The 16598-nt window shown below is 70.0% G+C and carries 10 protein-coding genes and 4 pseudogenes; 6 read left to right on the forward strand and 8 right to left on the reverse strand.

Features of this window, described 5'->3' with window-relative positions; all coding sequences use genetic code 11:
• Positions 1 to 63: 63 nt before the first annotated feature.
• The 6 genes and pseudogenes from ACIBNE_RS39755 to ACIBNE_RS39780 all read right to left on the reverse strand — a co-directional run.
• A pseudogene (locus ACIBNE_RS39755) lies at positions 64 to 629 on the reverse strand (alcohol dehydrogenase catalytic domain-containing protein); the annotation flags it as partial.
• An 8-nt stretch (positions 630 to 637) separates the two neighbouring features.
• Positions 638 to 2380 (reverse strand): GAF domain-containing protein, encoded by a 1743-nt coding sequence (locus ACIBNE_RS39760; protein WP_399280736.1) that lies wholly within the window; start codon positions 2378 to 2380, stop codon positions 638 to 640.
• 121 nt (positions 2381 to 2501) lie between these two features.
• The gene (gene gap, locus ACIBNE_RS39765) at positions 2502 to 3527 is read right to left on the reverse strand and encodes a type I glyceraldehyde-3-phosphate dehydrogenase (RefSeq protein WP_399280738.1); all 1026 of its coding nucleotides are present in this window, start codon (positions 3525 to 3527) and stop codon (positions 2502 to 2504) included.
• A gap of 180 nt (positions 3528 to 3707) precedes the next feature.
• Positions 3708 to 4406 carry a response regulator gene (locus ACIBNE_RS39770; RefSeq protein ID WP_399280740.1) on the reverse strand — a complete coding sequence of 233 codons (699 nt, stop codon included), beginning with the start codon at positions 4404 to 4406 and terminating at the stop codon, positions 3708 to 3710.
• 358 nt (positions 4407 to 4764) lie between these two features.
• A pseudogene (locus ACIBNE_RS39775) lies at positions 4765 to 5166 on the reverse strand (pyruvate formate lyase family protein); the annotation flags it as partial.
• Between the two features lie 113 nt (positions 5167 to 5279).
• The gene (locus ACIBNE_RS39780) at positions 5280 to 6218 is read right to left on the reverse strand and encodes a universal stress protein (RefSeq protein ID WP_399280742.1); all 939 of its coding nucleotides are present in this window, start codon (positions 6216 to 6218) and stop codon (positions 5280 to 5282) included.
• A 232-nt stretch (positions 6219 to 6450) separates the two neighbouring features.
• On the opposite strand from ACIBNE_RS39780, the gene ppdK reads away from it, so the two are divergent.
• From ppdK to adhE, 4 genes are all read left to right on the forward strand, one after another.
• Positions 6451 to 9150 (forward strand): pyruvate, phosphate dikinase, encoded by a 2700-nt coding sequence (ppdK, locus tag ACIBNE_RS39785; RefSeq protein WP_399280744.1) that lies wholly within the window; start codon positions 6451 to 6453, stop codon positions 9148 to 9150.
• 135 nt (positions 9151 to 9285) lie between these two features.
• Positions 9286 to 9669, forward strand: coding sequence for a hypothetical protein (locus ACIBNE_RS39790; protein WP_399280746.1), 384 nt, complete (start codon positions 9286 to 9288; stop codon positions 9667 to 9669).
• Between the two features lie 120 nt (positions 9670 to 9789).
• Complete coding sequence (locus tag ACIBNE_RS39795; RefSeq protein ID WP_399280835.1) at positions 9790 to 10410, forward strand: CBS domain-containing protein; 621 nt, start codon at positions 9790 to 9792, stop codon at positions 10408 to 10410.
• Positions 10411 to 10632: 222 nt separating this feature from the next.
• The gene (gene adhE, locus ACIBNE_RS39800; protein WP_399280748.1) at positions 10633 to 13275 is read left to right on the forward strand and encodes a bifunctional acetaldehyde-CoA/alcohol dehydrogenase; all 2643 of its coding nucleotides are present in this window, start codon (positions 10633 to 10635) and stop codon (positions 13273 to 13275) included.
• 415 nt (positions 13276 to 13690) lie between these two features.
• Here adhE and ACIBNE_RS39805 read toward each other — a convergent pair.
• Positions 13691 to 13948 (reverse strand): annotated as a pseudogene (locus tag ACIBNE_RS39805) (site-specific integrase); the annotation flags it as partial.
• Between ACIBNE_RS39805 and ACIBNE_RS39810 the strand changes: the two are divergent.
• Positions 13938 to 14089, forward strand: a pseudogene (locus ACIBNE_RS39810) (IS5/IS1182 family transposase); the annotation flags it as partial. The pseudogenes ACIBNE_RS39805 and ACIBNE_RS39810 sit on opposite strands and share 11 nt — an antisense overlap.
• Positions 14090 to 14387: 298 nt before the next feature.
• Here ACIBNE_RS39810 and ACIBNE_RS39815 read toward each other — a convergent pair.
• Complete coding sequence (locus ACIBNE_RS39815; protein WP_399280750.1) at positions 14388 to 15455, reverse strand: GNAT family N-acetyltransferase; 1068 nt, start codon at positions 15453 to 15455, stop codon at positions 14388 to 14390.
• Between the two features lie 30 nt (positions 15456 to 15485).
• On the opposite strand from ACIBNE_RS39815, the gene ACIBNE_RS39820 reads away from it, so the two are divergent.
• Positions 15486 to 15953 carry a MarR family winged helix-turn-helix transcriptional regulator gene (locus tag ACIBNE_RS39820; RefSeq protein WP_399280752.1) on the forward strand — a complete coding sequence of 156 codons (468 nt, stop codon included), beginning with the start codon at positions 15486 to 15488 and terminating at the stop codon, positions 15951 to 15953.
• The last annotated feature ends 645 nt before the right edge of the window (positions 15954 to 16598 follow it).

Raw genomic sequence — 16598 nt, forward strand, 5'->3', positions numbered from 1 at the left:
CATCAGTCCCTGATCTGCCGCAGGACGGCCCTCCTCCCGTTGTGCCCGCCCTGCGACATGTCCGCCGGTGTCGGCGGCGTCGGCGACGACGACGTTGAGCGCCTCCTCCATGCGGTCGAGTGGGAAGGTGCGGGTCACCAGCCCGACGGCGGGGAGGCAGCCGAAGGCCGCCATCTGCACCGGCATGGGCGTGGAGCGGGTGTCCACCAAACCCGTGCTGATGGTGACGTTCTTGATTCAGAGGTTTTCAGGTGCAGGCTCACGGGCTTGCCGAGTACGCCGACGTTGGGAACGCGTCCTCCGGGCCGCACCATGCGGGTGCACATCTCAAACGTCTCGGGAACACCCATCGCATCGAAAACGGCGCCCGAAGCGAGCCCTTCGGTCCGGCCGGCACTTCCCTCACGTGCCTCCCCGCAGTGCCGGCACCGCCCACAGTCGCTGGCGCAGGAGATCAGTACCTGATCCCCGGGTCACACCGAACGGACGTCCCGGCCCGTCTCTACGACGTCCCCGACCCACTCGTGGCCGAGGACCGTCCCCGCCCCGACCTCGGGCGCTTCGCCTTTCAGGCTGTGCAGGTCCGTTCCGCAGACGATGACGGCTTCGACCCGCACTATCGCGCCCATGGGCTCATTCAGCTCTCCGCCGTGTCCGGGGCCTGCGCCAGCGGCGCGTGCCACATCAGCCGCGTCCCCTTGCCACCTGGACTTTCCAGCTCCAGGTCGCCACCGAGCTTCTGCGCTCGCGCGACCATGTTGGTCAGACCGCTGCGGCGGCCTCCGACGGGGATGCCCACGCCGTTGTCCGTGACCGTCAGGCGGACCTGCTTGCCGTCCGTCTCCAGCACGACGTCGGTGCGGTCGGCACCGGCGTGCCGGGCGACATTGGTCAGGGATTCGTTGAGGACGGCCATGACGTGGTCGGCGATCTGGGTGGGCACATGCGTGTCGAGCAGGCCCTCCATACGGATGCTGGGAGCGAAGCCCAACAGCAGAGCGGCCTCGCTGATCGCCCGCACCGCGCGGGAGCGCAGTCCCGGGGCCGCGTCGCCGTCGCGGGAGCGCAGACCGAAGATCGTCGACCTGATGATCTTGATGGTCTCGTCGAGGTCGTCCACCGCCCGCAGGATCCGCTCGGAGGCCATGGAGTCCTGGACCCGTCGACCGGCGCTCTGCAGGGTCATTCCGGTGGCGAAAAGCCGTTGGATCGCCAGGTCGTGCAGGTCACGGGCGATTCGGTCGCGGTCCTCCAGCAGGACGATCTGTTCGGCGTCCGCGCGTCGTTCCGCCAGCTCCATCGCGACGGCGGCCTGGGCGGCGAAGACCTGGAGCGGCTCGCTCTCCTTCTCGGAGAACTCCCGGCCGCCGGACTGCCGGACCAGCAGCACCACACCGCGGGCCTCGTCGCCCGTGCCGATCGGCACGGCGACGGCCGGTCCGAGCCCTTCGAACCGTGGCGGACCGGCCGAGACCCGGGAGTCGCACGAGACGTCCGGGCTGCTGACCGGTGCCCGCCGGACGAACGCCTGCCCCATGAGCGTTCCCTCCGTGGGCAGTACGATCCCGCGCCACGCGTCGGCCGCCTGGCCGATGGCGAGTTCGACGGCGAGGGTGTCGGTTCCGCTCACCGGCATGGCCACCACGCTCAGGGCGGAAGCAGTGATCTCCCTGGCACGTTCGGCGATCAGCGGCAGCACCCCGCCCTGGTCCGCGCCGGACATCAGCGTGTGGGTGATCTCGGCGTTCACCTGGAGCCAGCGTTCGCGCAGCCGGGACTCCTCGTAGAGACGGGCGTTGTCGATCGCGACGCCCGCCGCCACGGCCAGCGTCGCCAGCACCGACTCGTCGTCCTCGTCGAACTGCTGCCCACCGCGCTTCTCCGTCAGGTACAGGTTGCCGAAGACGCGGTCGCGGACACGGATCGGCACACCGAGGAAGGTGTTCATCGGCGGGTGGTGGGCCGGGAACCCGTAGGAAGAAGGATGGTCGGAGAGCTTGGTCAGGCGCAGTGACTTGGGGTGGCGGATCAGCTCGCCCAAGATGCCATGGCCCTCCGGGTAGGGGCCGATGCGGTCGATCTGCTCGGCGTCAACACCCACGGTGTGGAAGGCCGAAAGCCGCTTGCCGTCCGGGCCGATTACCCCCAGTGCCGCGTATTCCGCGTCGACCAGCGCCGCCGCGGCCTCCAGGATGCTGCGCAGCACCTGTTCCAGGTCCAGCTCGCGGCCGACAGAGAGCACAGCCTCCAGCAGGCTGTGAACCCGGTCCCGGGTGCCGCGCGCCGCGTCCAGCCGGGCCTGCAGCTCCTCCAGCAGCTCGTCCAGCCGCAGTTGCGGCAGCCGTACCCGTGCCTCGCGGGCCTCCTCGGCGTTCTCCACTGCTGCTCCCCCAACGCCTCACCGCCTTTGGGCAGCCTTACCGTGCACTTGCCACGGTAGCGGCTCGAACAGGGAGACAATATGGCATCAGCGCGGACGCGTGGCCGACTGGCCGGAACCGTCAGCCCCGTGACAGGCGGGCCGCGACGTACGAGGTGAGGTCGAGAAGTCGGTTCGTGTAGCCCCACTCGTTGTCGTACCAGCCGAAGACCTTGACCAGATCGCCGTGGGTCTGGGTGAGAGGGGCGTCCAGGACGCAGGAGGCGGGGTCGCCGACCACGTCTCGGGAGACGATCGGAGCGTCGGACACCCTCAGGACGTCCTTCAGCGGTCCCTCGGCGGCCTCGCGGTAAGCGGCGTTGATCTCCTCGGCGCTCACCGCCCGCTTGAGGACCACGGTCAGGTCGGTCAGCGAGCCGTCCTCGACCGGAACGCGTACGGCACTGCCGTCCAGCGTGCCCGCGAGCTCGGGCAGGACCAGGCCGACGGCGCGGGCGGCACCGGTGGTGGTGGGGATGATGTTGACCGCCGCCGAGCGGGCCCGGCGCAGGTCCTTGTGAGGTCCGTCCAGGACCACCTGGTCGTTGGTGTAGCCGTGGATCGTGGTCATCAGGCCCTTGGCGACGCCGAAGTGGTCGTTGAGGACCTTGACCATGGGGGCCACGCAGTTGGTGGTGCACGAGGCGTTGGAGATCACGTGGTGATTCTCCGGATCGTACGTGCCTTCGTTGACCCCCATGACGATCGTGGTGTCTACGTCCTTGCCAGGAACGGACAGGAGTACTTTGCGTGCGCCAGCAGCAAGGTGCAGGCCGGCCTGGTCGCGGGTGCGGAAGCGGCCGGTGGACTCGATCACCACGTCCACGCCGAGGCCGCCCCAGTCCAGCGCGGCCGGGTCACGCTCGGCGGTCACCGCGATGCGGCGTCCATCCACGGTCAGTGAGGTCTCGTTGTGATCGACGGGGAGGGTCAGTCGGCCGTACGTCGAGTCGTACGTCAGCAGGTGCGCTAGCGCCGCCGGGGAGGTGACGTCATTGACCGCCACCACCTCCAGCGGCGCTGCCGAGGCACCGGTGCGCTCCAGAACGCAACGCAGGTAGTTCCGGCCGATTCGGCCGAAGCCGTTGATACCCACTCGCACGGTCATATCTTCCGTCCTCCCCTTGGCGCGGCGATGCCCGGCGGTATTCCGGGACCGCTCTCAGCCTGCCGCCCGGGAGTCCGTGCGGGTATGGGCCGGGCGGGCGTGGATGGCGGGGACCTTCGGCCCCGAGAGCGGACAGGGCGCGCGGCCAACCGGCAGGTCCGTCCCGCTACTTGTCTTCGGCTACTTGTCTTCGGCGCGCATCCGGTCCCGTGCCTGGGTGGCGATGACGGCAGCCTGGATACGGCGTTCCACGCCCAGCTTGGCGAGCAGCCGCGAGATGTGGTTCTTGACCGTCTTCTCGGCCAGATAGAGCCGCTGGCCGATCTGCCGGTTGGTGAGCCCTTCGCCGATCAGTTCGAGGATCTCGCGTTCCCGGTCGGTGAGACCCGGCAGCATCTCCTGCTCCTCGGCCGACTGCTGCCCGCCGTCCCGCAGCCGTGCCATCAGCTTGGTCGTGGCGCTGGCGTCCAGCAGCGACTGGCCGCGGGCCACCGTGCGCACGGCCGAGACCAGGTCCGAGCCCACTATCTGCTTGAGGACGTATCCGGCCGCCCCCGCCATGATCGAGTCCACCAGCGCCTCCTCGTCGTCGAAGGAGGTCAGCATCAGGCAGGCCAGGTCCGGCATCTGCGACCGCAGCTCACGGCAGACGGTCACCCCGTCCCCGTCGGGCAGACGCACATCTAGAACGGCCACGTCGGGGCGCAGGGCGGGGACCCGGACCAGCGCCTGTTCCACCGTCGCGGCTTCTCCGACCACGGTGATGTCCGGTTCGTCGTCCAGCAGGTCGTGCACCCCGCGTCGTACCACTTCGTGGTCGTCCAGGAGGAAGACCCTGATCGGGCTTCCCGTACTGTCGCCCTGCTCGCTGTACGCCATCGAATGCTCCTCGCGATACCTCAGCCTGAGTCGGAATCCTTTCTTCCCGAGATGGCCGGGGTCCAGGGCCGGTCGGCCCCGATTTCGCCTGTGTCAATGGGCCGTGAGGCTGCGCTCGGGGAACTGGCCCCGTACCCGGTCCGCCAGCTCCCCGTCTGAAACGGGGGCGTCCCGCAGAGGGAAGGGGACGCCAGGGCTTCGTACTTCGCGCGGCGCCGAGCTTGTGGAACGGCAGGATGCCGACCCGCTCCAGACAGGCGAGGCCGCAGAGGAATCCGGCGGGCCCGTCGACGGCGTCCTCGTCGTCGGTCCAGTCGAGTATCAGGACGTACCTGACCCACACGCACTTGCCCAGCCGGTCGGGCTCGTAGCCGTACGCCTTCAGTCCGTTCTCCACCATGCGCAGGCCGCCCTTGGGCATGGTCGTCCACCGCGGCGGGGCGTCGGTCTGCAGGCCGACGATCAGCTCGCGGTCGCGGTCGATGTAGCCGGAAACGTGCGAGGTGAAGGTGGAGGGGGTGGCGGCGTCCACGTCGAGCACCCCCCTGCGCCGCTCCTCCGGGAACAGTGCGCCGGCCTTCTCCCAGACAGCGCGGGTGCGGTCCGTGGGGCCGGCCAGAAAGGGGGCGTCGCCCTCGTAGGGCGTGCAGTTGGCCTGGATGAAGTCGCGCACGTCGATCGGCTCACGCCACCCGCTCCCGGCGAACTGCCGCCAGGCATCGGCGGTCCGGGCGCCGACTGTCACCGTCGTGGCCGTCACGGGTCCTCTCCTCGTACGGTCTTGTCACTGCCGCTGTCGCCGTACGGATCCGCGGCGAGGAGTGCCGGACAAGACACCGGCCAGGACTCCTGCCCCGACCAGCCGCAGTGGTGTCAGTCGTGCGGAACCACAGCGACGGGACATCCGGCGTGGTGCAGGACAGCATGCGTGACCGGCCCCGTGAAAACACCGACCTGGTGATCGACCCTGCGGCGGCCCATCACCAGGAGGCCCGCGTCCTGAGCGGCCCGCACCAGAACCTCCGCGGCGCGCCCCTCGGCGACCGTCTCGGTCACGCGGACGGTCGGGTACTTCTCCCGCCAGGGAAGCAGCACCCCCGCCACGGTGCTCTCCTGGTCCGCCAGCGCCTGAGCCTGCGGCCGGGGAACGGGAGTCGAGCCTTCCGGGGCTACGGACACCAGGGGAACGGACGGACCGGTGGCTGGCCGGAAAGCGGTCCGAAAGGCATGGACCACTGACAGCCCGGTGCCACGACGGCGGGCGGCGTCGAAGGCGAACTCGATCAGTTCGTCGCAAGGACGGTCAGTCTGCAGCCCCAGGACCACGTGGCGGTAGGGCGTCTTCGGTATCTCTTCCGGGGCGACGCCGTCCGTGGCCGGCAGGTGCTCGTCGGCGGCGGACCGTCCCGCGCGGACCAGGACGACCGGGCGAGTGGACCGGCCGACGACTCGCTGGGACACGGAGCCCGTGAGGAAGCCGCCCAGAGGTCCGAGGCCACAGGAACCGAGGACCAGCAGGTCGGCGTCGGCCGCGGCCTTGAGCAGGCCGGCCACCGTGGCGTCGCACACAAGTCCGTCGGTGACCCGTAGCCCCGGGTGGGCAGCCCGGACACTGCGGACCACCTCGCCCAGGAGCTGCTCGGCCCAGTCGCGCTCAGCGCTGTCCAGGGGGACGTACAGCGCGGGGTGGGGGTGCCAGACGTGGACCACGCGGAGTCCCGTTCCGCGCCGCTGAGCTTCCTGGGCCGCCCAGTGCGCGGCGGCGAGTCCTTCGGTCGATCCGTCGATCCCCACCACGATGTCGTGCGGCATGACGTGTCCCCTCCCTGGCCGTCGAATTCCGATGGCTTCGAGCCTCGGCCCGGCCGCGCCGGTGGTCCACAGGCCGTACAGCCCCGCCAAGGCGTCGATGGTCCCTCCGAAACGACAAGGGCTCATCGGGGGCCGACCGGTCCCCCACGCGGGACAACCGGCACCTCACGTCGGGCCCGTCCCCGTCCGACGCTGGAAACATCACGTCCCAATGCTTGAGGAGCGCAGCGTCATGGTCCGTTACGTGTACGACTTCACCGAGGGCGGCCGTAACATGGCCGATCTCCTCGGCGGCAAGGGATCGAACCTGGCGGAGATGACCCGGCTCGGGCTCCCCGTACCGCCGGGATTCACCCTCACCACCGAGGCGTGCCGCGCCTTCCTGGAGACCGGCAGCGAACCTGCGGGCCTGTGGGAGGAGGTCTCCGCACACCTATCGGTCCTCGAAGCCTCCGCCGGCCGTTCGTTGGGGCAGCCGGACGACCCGCTGCTGCTGTCCGTCCGCTCCGGCGCGAAGTTCTCCATGCCCGGCATGATGGAGACGATCCTCGACATCGGCCTCAACGACGACTCCGTCCTGGGGCTGGCCATGGTCTCCGGCAGTGAGCGCTTCGCCTGGGACTCCTACCGCCGCCTCGTCCAGATGTTCGGCAGCACGGTCATGGGCGTCGACTCCTCCCGCTTCGAACGGTCCCTCGCCCTCCTCAAAGACCAGCGCGACGTCCAGGACGACGTGCACCTGACGGCATCCGACCTGGCCGAGCTGGTCGAGACGTACAAGAACCTGATCCACCTGGAGACAGGCGACCACTTCCCCCAGTCCCCCACCGAGCAACTGCGCCGGGCGGTCTTGGCTGTCTTCGATTCCTGGAACGGCGAACGCGCCCGCCTGTACCGGCGCCGCGAGCACATCGCCGATGGCTTGGGCACAGCCGTCAACGTGCAGCGCATGGTCTTCGGCAACCTCGGGGCCGACTCCGGCAGCGGAGTCGCCTTCACCCGCGACCCGGCCACCGGCCTCTCCGGCCTGTACGGCGACTATCTGCCCGACGCTCAGGGCGAGGACGTCGTCGCCGGCATCCGCAACACCGTGCCGCTGGCCGAGCTGAAGCGCCTGGACGCGACGTCCTACGACGAGCTGTGCACACACATGCGCACGCTGGAACGCCACTACCGGGATCTGTGCGATATCGAGTTCACCATCGAACGCGGCACCCTGTGGATGCTCCAGACCCGCGTCGGCAAGCGCACCGCCGAGGCAGCCTTCGTTCTCGCCGCCGCGCTGGCCGACGAAGGACTCATCACCCCGGACGAGGCACTGGCCCGGGTGAGCGGCGAGGGCCTGGCACGGCTCATGTTCCCGCGCTTCGACGCCTCCGCCACCGGTACCGCACTCGCCCACGGCATCCCCGCCTCTCCCGGCGCGGCGGTCGGGACCGTGGTCTTCGACTCCGCCCAGGCGGTGCGCCGCGCCGCGGCAGGCGAGAAAGTGATCCTGGTCCGCCAGGAGACCACCCCGGACGACCTGCCCGGCATGATCGCCGCCCAGGCAGTCCTCACCAGCCGGGGCGGCAAGACCAGCCACGCGGCCGTCGTCGCCCGCGGCATGGGCAAAGTCTGCGTGTGCGGCGCCGAGGAGCTCATCGTGGACACCGAGACCCGGCGCTTCACCGCCGCGGACGGCACCGTGGTCGAGGAGAGCACCGTCGTCTCGGTGGACGGCTCCACCGGAGCGGTGTACGCAGGTTCGGTGCCGCTGGTGGACTCGGAGGTCATCCGGTACCTGGAAGACGGCCGGGGCGGCGACCCGCAGGGCATGGACGTGGTCGACGGGGTGGCCCAGGCGCTGGCCCGCGCCGACACCGTACGGCGGCTGGAGGTGCGGGCCAACGCCGACACACCGCAGGACGCCGTCCGGGCCCGCCGGTTCGGAGCGCAGGGCATCGGCCTGTGCCGCACCGAGCACATGTTCCTCGGTGAACGCCGCAAACTGGTCGAGCAGATGATCCTGGCCGGCACTGACGCCGAGCGCGACCGGGCACTGGCGGACCTCCTGCCGCTGCAGCGGCGGGATTTCGTCGGCATCCTGGAGGCCATGGACGGTCTGCCGGTCACCATCCGGCTGCTGGACCCGCCACTGCACGAATTTCTGCCCGACCACACCGAACTGGCGGTGCGGATCGCCACCGCTCAGGCCCGTGGCGAGGAGCCGGACGCGCACGACGTCGAACTGCTCAGCGCGGTGAACCACATGCATGAGGAGAACCCGATGCTCGGGCTGCGCGGCGTACGCCTGGGGCTGGTCGTGCCCGGCCTGGTCACCATGCAAGTCCGGGCGATCGGGGAGGCCGTGACCGAACGCCTGTTGGCCGGTGGCGCACCCCAAGCTGAGATCATGGTCCCGCTCGTCGGTGACGTCCGTGAACTACGCCTCGTGCGCGCGGAGGTCCAGCGAGTGCTGGCCGAGATCTCACGGGCGGCCGGAGTCGTCCTCGACTGCCCGGTCGGCACCATGATCGAGTTGCCCAGGGCCGCCCTGACGGCGGGCCGGATCGCCGAGGAAGCCGAGTTCTTCTCCTTCGGCACCAATGACCTGACCCAGACGACCTGGGGCTTCTCCCGAGACGACGTCGAGGCGGAGTTCTTCTCCGCCTATCTGGACAAGGGCGTCTTCTCCACGTCCCCCTTTGAGGCGCTCGACCGCGAGGGGGTCGGCCGACTGGTGGATATCGCGGTCACCGAGGGCCGCGCCACCCGCCCGGACCTCAAGATCGGGGTGTGCGGTGAGCACGGCGGCGACCCCGACTCGGTGCACTTCTTCCACACCGCCGGACTGGACTACGTCTCCTGCTCGCCGTTCCGGGTGCCGGTGGCGCGGCTGGAGGCGGGGCGGGCCGCGCTGGAGGAGACCGAAGGGAGCGACAGCAGGTGAACCGCGGGGCGGAGCCACTCGGCCCTCATGCCAGGCACCGGTCGCTCCTCCCTCCGGGGCCGGTCGCCCCTGGGACGCGAGCGGTCGGCGCGGCAGGCTCAAAACGACGCTGAGCGATCACAGGGAGTGGAGCCCATGACCGTCAAGAACATCGGTGTTTGTGAGACCACCGCCGCCGTGCTGGTCCGCGCCGACGGCGAGGCGGACGAGGAAGCTCTCGCCCACCTCCACGAGAAGGTCGCCTCAGCTCTGGACCAGCCCGGCCTGCCGCACGTGAACGGCGAGGTGCGCGTACGGCGGCCATCGCCCCACCACCTCGAACTGCTCTGGCCCGGCCGCACCGCCATCCGGGTCGGCAGCGGCCTCCTCGTCGTCCACGCACGCGAGGCGAGCACCCGCGAACTCGCCGACCGGCTCCACGACCGGCTGCGCTCCGCCACCGGACGCGTCACCCGCCGAGGCAACACCAACAGCCGGACGGCCGCGCCGCCCCCGTGGCGCGGCGGCCGGCAGAAGTAGGCGCCACACGGCGCCCGCCCGACCTGGCGGCGAGCCGGAGCCGACCCGGGCTCCGGCCGTCCCCCCGCCCGCGCTCGTGAAAGGAGATCCGCCGTGACCGCTCCCATCGTCGGCGAGGTAATGACCAGGGACGTCGTCCGCGCCCGCCGGATGACACCGTTCAAAGAGGTCGTCCGGCTGCTCGACCACCACCGGATCAGCGGACTGCCCGTGGTCGACTCCGACGACAAGGTCCTCGGCGTCCTGTCCGGCAGCGACCTCGTACACGGCCAAACGCACCGGGCCGGTACCGCTCCGTCACCCTCCTTGACGGCGGGCGACGTGATGTCCAGCCCCGCCATCACCGTGCACCCCGAGCAGACCGTGCCGGACGCCGCCCGGCTCATGGAGCGCCGCGGCGTCGAGCGACTGCCCGTGGTCGACGAGGCCGACCGCCTCATCGGCATCGCCACCCGCCGCGACCTGCTGCGGGTTTTCCTGCGCGCGGACGACGACATCCGCCGCCAGGTGACCGAGGAGATCGTCGTGACCGCGATGAGGCTGCCGTCCGACGCGGTCCGCGTCGCTGTCCACGATGGCGTGGTCACCCTCGGCGGCCGGGTGGAAGCGCGTAGCCAGATGCCGGAGCTCGTGCACGCTGTCTGGCGGCTCGACGGCGTGGTAGGCGTGATGAACGGCTTGGGCTTTCGCATCGACGACCGAGAGACACCCGTCCTGCCCCACCGGGCCGGGAGCCCGTGACCCCAGCGGCCGGCGCTGCCGTGCGGCGGCTCGGCACTGCCGGACCGACGGTCCCTGCCGGGCCGGGTCGGACGGATGCGAGAGGGGCCCTTCGGCGCCTGCCACGGCACCAGGGACCCATCGGAGAGTGGAGTCAGGGAGGGGCGCCGGTCCCCACCGCGTCCCTCCCGTCCCGAAGCGCCGCATGAGCACGGCGGCCCCTGACAACGGAGGCACACCACCATGACCCGACAGGACGTGCGGACCAAGGACCGCGCCGGGATCGACGCCCCGTCCGACACCGCGGTCGAAGTGGACCGTCTGGTCACTGCCGGCCTCAAGGCTCTCGCCGACTACGAGACCTTTACGCAGGAACAGGTCGACCACATCGTCAAGAAGGCGTCGGTCGCCGCCCTGGACCAGCACACCGCTCTGGCCCGCCTGGCGGTCGAGGAGACGGGGCGCGGGGTCTTCGAGGACAAGGCCGCCAAGAACATGTTTGCGTGCGAGCACGTCACGCACAGCATGGGCCACACCAAAACCGTCGGGGTCATCGGCCGGGACGACGTCGAGGGCATGGTGGAGATCGCCGAACCGGTGGGTGTGGTGGCCGCGGTCACCCCCGTCACCAATCCGACCTCGACCACCGTCTTCAAGGCGCTGATGGCGCTGAAGACCCGCAACCCGGTGGTCTTCGCGTTCCACCCGTCCGCGCAGCGGTGCAGCTCCGAAGCGGCCCGCGTGGTGCGGGACGCGGCCGTCGCCGCCGGAGCACCGGAACACTGCGTGCAGTGGATCGAGTCCCCGTCCGTCGAGGCCACCCGCACGCTCATGCATCACCCGGGTGTCTCGCTGATCCTCGCTACCGGCGGCAACTCCATGGTCAAGGCCGCCTACTCGGCCGGCAAGCCGGCCCTCGGCGTCGGTGCCGGCAACGTCCCGGCCTACGTCCACCGCAGCGCCAAGCTGCGCCGGGCCGTCAACGACCTGGTGCTGTCCAAGTCGTTCGACAACGGCATGATCTGTGCCTCCGAGCAAGCCGTCATCCTGGACACGCAAATCTACGACGCCGCGATCACCGAGTTCCGCTCCCTGCACGCCCACCTGGCCACCCCGGAGGAGAAGGCGAAGCTGGAGACCTTCCTGTTTCCCGCCACCGGCGGCTCGGGCTCCGGCTGTGAACCCAAGGTCAACGCGGCCGCCGTCGGACAGAGCCCGGCGTGGATCGCCGAGCGGGCCGGATTCTCGGTGCCGGCGGACACCTCGGTCATCCTGATCGAGGCCGCACTGGTCGGCCCGGACGAGCCGTTGACCCGTGAGAAGCTCTGCCCGGTCCTCGCCGTACTGCGCGCCGAGGACGAGCACCGCGGGTTCGGCCTCGCAGCCGACATGGTCGCCTTCCACGGTCAGGGGCACAGCGCCGTCATCCACACCGAGGAGCCTGCCGTGGCGGAGGCGTACGGCATGCGGATGAAGACCGTACGGATCATCGTCAACTCGCCGTCCTCCCAGGGCGCGATCGGCGGTATCTACAACGGTCTGCTGCCCTCGCTCACGCTGGGGTGCGGCTCCTGGGGCAGTACCTCGGTGTCCAACAACGTCTCCGCCGCCCAGCTCCTCAACGTCAAGCGGGTCTCCACCCGCCGCAACAACCTCCAGTGGTTCAAGGTCCCGCCGAAGATCTACTTCGAACCGCAGGCCATCCGCTACCTGGCCTCCATGCCGGACGTCCACCGCGTCACCATCGTCACCGACGCCACGATGACCCGCCTCGGATTCGTCGACCGGATCAGCCGCGTCCTGCAACGGCGTCGGGAACCGGTCACCCTCCAGATCATCGACAACGTCCAGCCCGAACCCAGCATCGACTCCGTCCAGCACGGCGCCGACCTCATGCGGGACTTCCGCCCCGACACGATCATCGCGCTCGGCGGTGGATCCCCCATGGACGCCGCGAAGGTCATGTGGCTGCTGTACGAGCAGCCCGGCATCGACTTCGCGGACATGCGGCAGAAGTTCTCCGACATCCGCAAGCGTGCCTTCCGCTTCCCCACCCCAGGCAAGCAGGCCCGCCTGGTCTGCGTGCCCACCACCTCTGGCACCGGCGCAGAGGTCACCCCGTTCGCCGTCATCTCCGACCCCTCAACGGGCAAGAAGTACCCGCTCGCCGACTACGCCCTCACCCCCAGCGTCGCGATCATCGACCCCCTCCTCACGACCGCGCTGCCCCCGGCGCTCGCCGCCGACAGCGGCTTCGACGCCCTCACGCACGCCATCGAGGCGTACGTGTCTGTCTACGCCAACGACTTCACCGACGGCCTCGCCCTGCACGCCATCCGTCTGGTCTTCGACCATCTCGACGCGGCCGTGAACAACCGTGCGGACGCTGCGGAGGCCCGGGAGAAGATGCACAACGCCGGCACCATCGCGGGCATGGCCTTCGGCAACGCCTTTCTCGGCATCGTCCATGCCATGTCGCACACCCTCGGTGCCACGTTCCACATCGCGCACGGACGCACCAACGCGGTCCTGCTGCCGCATGTCATCCGCTACAACGGCACCGTCCCGACGAAGCTGACCGGCTGGCCCAAGTACGAGAACTACCGTGCACCCGAACGCTTCCAGCACATCGCCCGCACCCTCGGGCTGCCCGCGGCCACTCCCGCCGAGGGCGTGGAATCACTCGCCGCGGACGTCGAGCGGCTGCGCGACGCCGTCGGCATAGAGCCGACGTTCCAGGCCCTCGGCGTCGACGAGCGCGCCTTCTTCGACGCCCTGCCCCAGCAGGCCCTCAACGCCTACGAGGACCAGTGCGCGCCGGCCAACCCGCGCATGCCGATGCTCGACGACATGCAGGAGCTCATGCGCACCGCGTACCACGGCTGAACAAGCCGTGCCGGAGGCCGCCGCCCAAGGACTACGAGTATCTCGCCGCCAGCCAGGAAACGCGGTCTACCTCGCCACCATCATGCTCCTACTCCGCAGACAGGCCGACCATCCATGAGGCACTTGTCAGACACCCGCTAGGCAGGGTGCTAGCGACGGCCGCGTGGCGCAGCGGATCGGAATCCGAGGATGAGACGAGGGCGGCGCCGAGGCAGCCCTCCGCCTCGGCCCGAAGCGCGGCAGCGAGGCTGCCGAAGGCTACGACATTTGGCTACAGAGCGGAGGGATCAGGAGAGTTGGGCACAGCTCGATTGTGCCCGAGCCCCCACTCGGGCGGTGGCTCGGGCATCAGAGCACGCCGGTCGAAACGGACACGGCCCGGAAGGACGCGGCCGGAAACGGGGCAGCACCGGTTTCAGCGGCGGGCGCCGCCCGGAGCAAGCAGGCTCGTGACGTCCGCGATGGCCTCGGCGGATGACTTGAAGTAGCGGCGGACGTTTTCCACCTTCTTGTGCCGGGACTTGGCCATCAGCATCAGCTCGGACGCACCATGCTCGCCGAGGTGGGTCAGGGAGGAGTGCCGGTACTCGTGCAAATCCCAGCCCGCGCCCGGCCCGGCCAGCGCGCTGTGCTGGTCGAGCAGCGCGCGGGCCCGGCCGTAGGACCACCTCGGGCCGCTGCTCGCGCTCCAAACAAGCGGTTCCGCAAGGGCCCCGGGCTGATCGTCCACGGAGCCCTGGCGCCCACCCACGCACACATGGCCGCTGAGCGATCGATGAACTACCGCTGCCCCAAGGCCCATCAGGTACTCATCGGTGGCGGACGCGGGAGAATCGGGGACGACGTCCAGGCGGCCGATGTCTGCGTCGAACGAGGTGTCGGTGAGATGCCCGGCGAGTTCGGGCGCGGCCGCAGCGGGGACGTCGTCGAACCAGGCGAGAACGCTGCCACCCGTGGTGGGGGCGGCCAGGCCCAACTGTCCGTGGCGGGTGCCCGCCTCCAGGATGGCGCGTCCGAGGACACCGCGATGGCCCGCAGGCATGGCACCGCCGGGTCGTCCCAGGTCCGCAGTACGCGTAGGACGAGTGTCTCCGAGGTCTGCTGCAACAGGCCTACAGCATCAGGTTCTTGACGAGGCAGGCGGCCTCGTCGGCACTGGAGTGTGGCGCCGCTTCGTACCCTTCACTCTCGTAGAGTGCGATGTTCCGCATGCTCTGGGCACCGGTGAACAGCACGGCCTGGGAGCAACCCGGCTCGGCGGCGGACTCGATGGTGCGGAGCAGCCAGCGACCCAGGCCCTGGCCGCGCAGGTCAGGGGCGACGCAAAGGCGGCCCACCTGCCAGTCGGCGCCGTTACGTCGAGCCCGCGCCATGCCCAGGAGGCGGCCGTCCCGCCAGAGCCCCATGGTGTGCCAGGTCGCGAGCCAGTCGCGGACCTGCTGCGGTGACTCGTGCAGGGCCGAGATGGCCAAGGTGTCGTTCGCCAGGGCCTCGTCCACCCAGCAACACCGCTGCAGCACCGTGACCTCGGGCGCGTCGTCGGGGGTCAGCCGCCTCACGTACGACCCCGCCAGCGGGCCGGGCGGCGTCCCGGGTTGCTCGCGCTCCCGCAGCGGGCGAAGGGCGTGGGCCACCCGCACCAATTCGTCCAGGACCGCGCGGGCCGAGCCGGCAAGAGCCGGGGCGGGGCGGACCCGTCCGTTCTCCACCGCGTCGCGGAGGCGTAGCGCGACCGTGGCGCCCAGCGGAACCAGGCGCAGCGTGGTCACGACCTGCTTGGCGTGCTGGACGGCCCGGGTGCCGGCCGAGGTGTTGCCGTAGCTGACGAAGCCGATCGGCTTCCAGGCCCATTCCCGGTGGAGGTAGTCCAGCGCGTTCTTCAACGTTGCCGGCATCCCGTAGTTGTACTCCGGGGTCACCACGATGAATCCGTCCGCGGCGTCCACGATCGCGCTCCATCGTCGCGTGTGCTCGCGCTGGTACTCACCTGCCATCGGATGTTCCTCCTCATCGAGGAACGGCAGGTCGAGGTCACCGAGGGATACGGGCACAAGCTCGGCACCGAGTTCCGCCGCACGGGGAGTGAGGGTTCCTGCCAGCCACTCGCCGACCGCAGGCCCGAGGGCACCGGGGCGACTGCTGCACACGAGCACGAGGACGCGCAAGCTTTTCGTTGACATAGAAACGAAATTAGCCGGTAGATTGGTTACATGTCAACGAATCCGTCGAGCCGAACCGCCCACTGGCTGAGCCCTGACGAGGAGCGTGCGTGGCGAGCCTTCCGCCGCATGGTGGTCGCCGTTCAGGCGGGCACGGCGCGGGACCTTGCCACAGTCGGACTGTCCGAGCCCGACTACGAGGTACTGAGCACCCTGTCGGAGCGCCCCAGGCACACCAGCTCCCTTCACGAGCAGGCCGCGAAGATGAACTGGTCACGCAGCCGCCTCTCCCGGCACGCCACCCGCATGGAAGACCGCGGCCTGCTGCGGCGCGAACCGGACCCGGCCGACGGAAGGGGCTGTCTCCTCGTCCTCACCGAGCTCGGCTTCGACACGCTCGCGGACGCCGCCCCGGCTCACGTCGCCTCGGTACGCCACCACTTCATCGACCGGCTCACCCCCAAGGACCTCGTCACCCTCGAAGAAATCGCCCGGCGAGTGCAGGGCCCCGGGGACTGAACCGGTCACGCGCCCGGAGCACGGGGGCACTGGCGGTGGGGCATTGGGTCAGGGCGCCGGTAAGGACCGCGGCGAGGGTGAGAACTGCGGCGAAGACGGTGCTGGCCCGGGTGAGGTCGGTGGGGTACCAGCTCAGCGGGCTCCCTGATACCCCGGGCAGAGCCCCCGCCGCGCCGGACGGGTTATGAACGTACGCGTCAACGGGCACGGGCGCTGTCGGTAGTGCTGCCTGTTCACAAGATCGACCGCCTCGGGCGGACTCGGCTGTGTCGAGCGCCCGGAAAACCCTGAGGAGTGGGGCCGGTGCGGCTGAGGCAAACGGTGCATTTAGAGTAAAGGCACAACACGGGGGTGTGCAGTCCCGCGTCGGAACCGCCACCCTGCCGGAACCCGAGATCGGGGAGTTGCGCGGTGTCGACGCGTGCGGCGCGTCTCCCGGTCGTCACGGTTCCCGGAGGTTCTCGCATGCACTCGTCCCCGCGCCGCCGCGCCCTAAAGCGCCTTACCAAGGCCGCCATCACAGCCTCGGTTGTTGTCCTGACCACCTCGGTCGGCACCGCAGCCGCCGACGCGCCCGTGCCCCCGGCCGGTAAAAGCCCGGTGGCTGCCGCCTACGCGAGGAGCGCAGGGGACGCCGCCGCACCC

This window comes from Streptomyces sp. NPDC050504, assembly GCF_044458065.1.
Lineage (GTDB): Bacteria > Actinomycetota > Actinomycetes > Streptomycetales > Streptomycetaceae > Streptomyces.

Bases quoted from the DNA above. Each gene is read 5' to 3' on its own strand.
- ACIBNE_RS39790 (WP_399280746.1), top strand. From the start codon at position 9,286: ATGACCGTCAAGAACATCGGTGTTTGTGAGACCACCGCCGCCGTGCTG.
- ppdK (WP_399280744.1), top strand. From the start codon at position 6,451: ATGGTCCGTTACGTGTACGACTTCACCGAGGGCGGCCGTAACATGGCC.
- gap (WP_399280738.1), bottom strand. From the start codon at position 3,527: ATGACCGTGCGAGTGGGTATCAACGGCTTCGGCCGAATCGGCCGGAAC.
- adhE (WP_399280748.1), top strand. From the start codon at position 10,633: ATGACCCGACAGGACGTGCGGACCAAGGACCGCGCCGGGATCGACGCC.
- ACIBNE_RS39770 (WP_399280740.1), bottom strand. From the start codon at position 4,406: ATGGCGTACAGCGAGCAGGGCGACAGTACGGGAAGCCCGATCAGGGTC.
- ACIBNE_RS39815 (WP_399280750.1), bottom strand. From the start codon at position 15,455: ATGTCAACGAAAAGCTTGCGCGTCCTCGTGCTCGTGTGCAGCAGTCGC.
- ACIBNE_RS39820 (WP_399280752.1), top strand. From the start codon at position 15,486: ATGTCAACGAATCCGTCGAGCCGAACCGCCCACTGGCTGAGCCCTGAC.
- ACIBNE_RS39795 (WP_399280835.1), top strand. From the start codon at position 9,790: ATGACCAGGGACGTCGTCCGCGCCCGCCGGATGACACCGTTCAAAGAG.
- ACIBNE_RS39780 (WP_399280742.1), bottom strand. From the start codon at position 6,218: ATGCCGCACGACATCGTGGTGGGGATCGACGGATCGACCGAAGGACTC.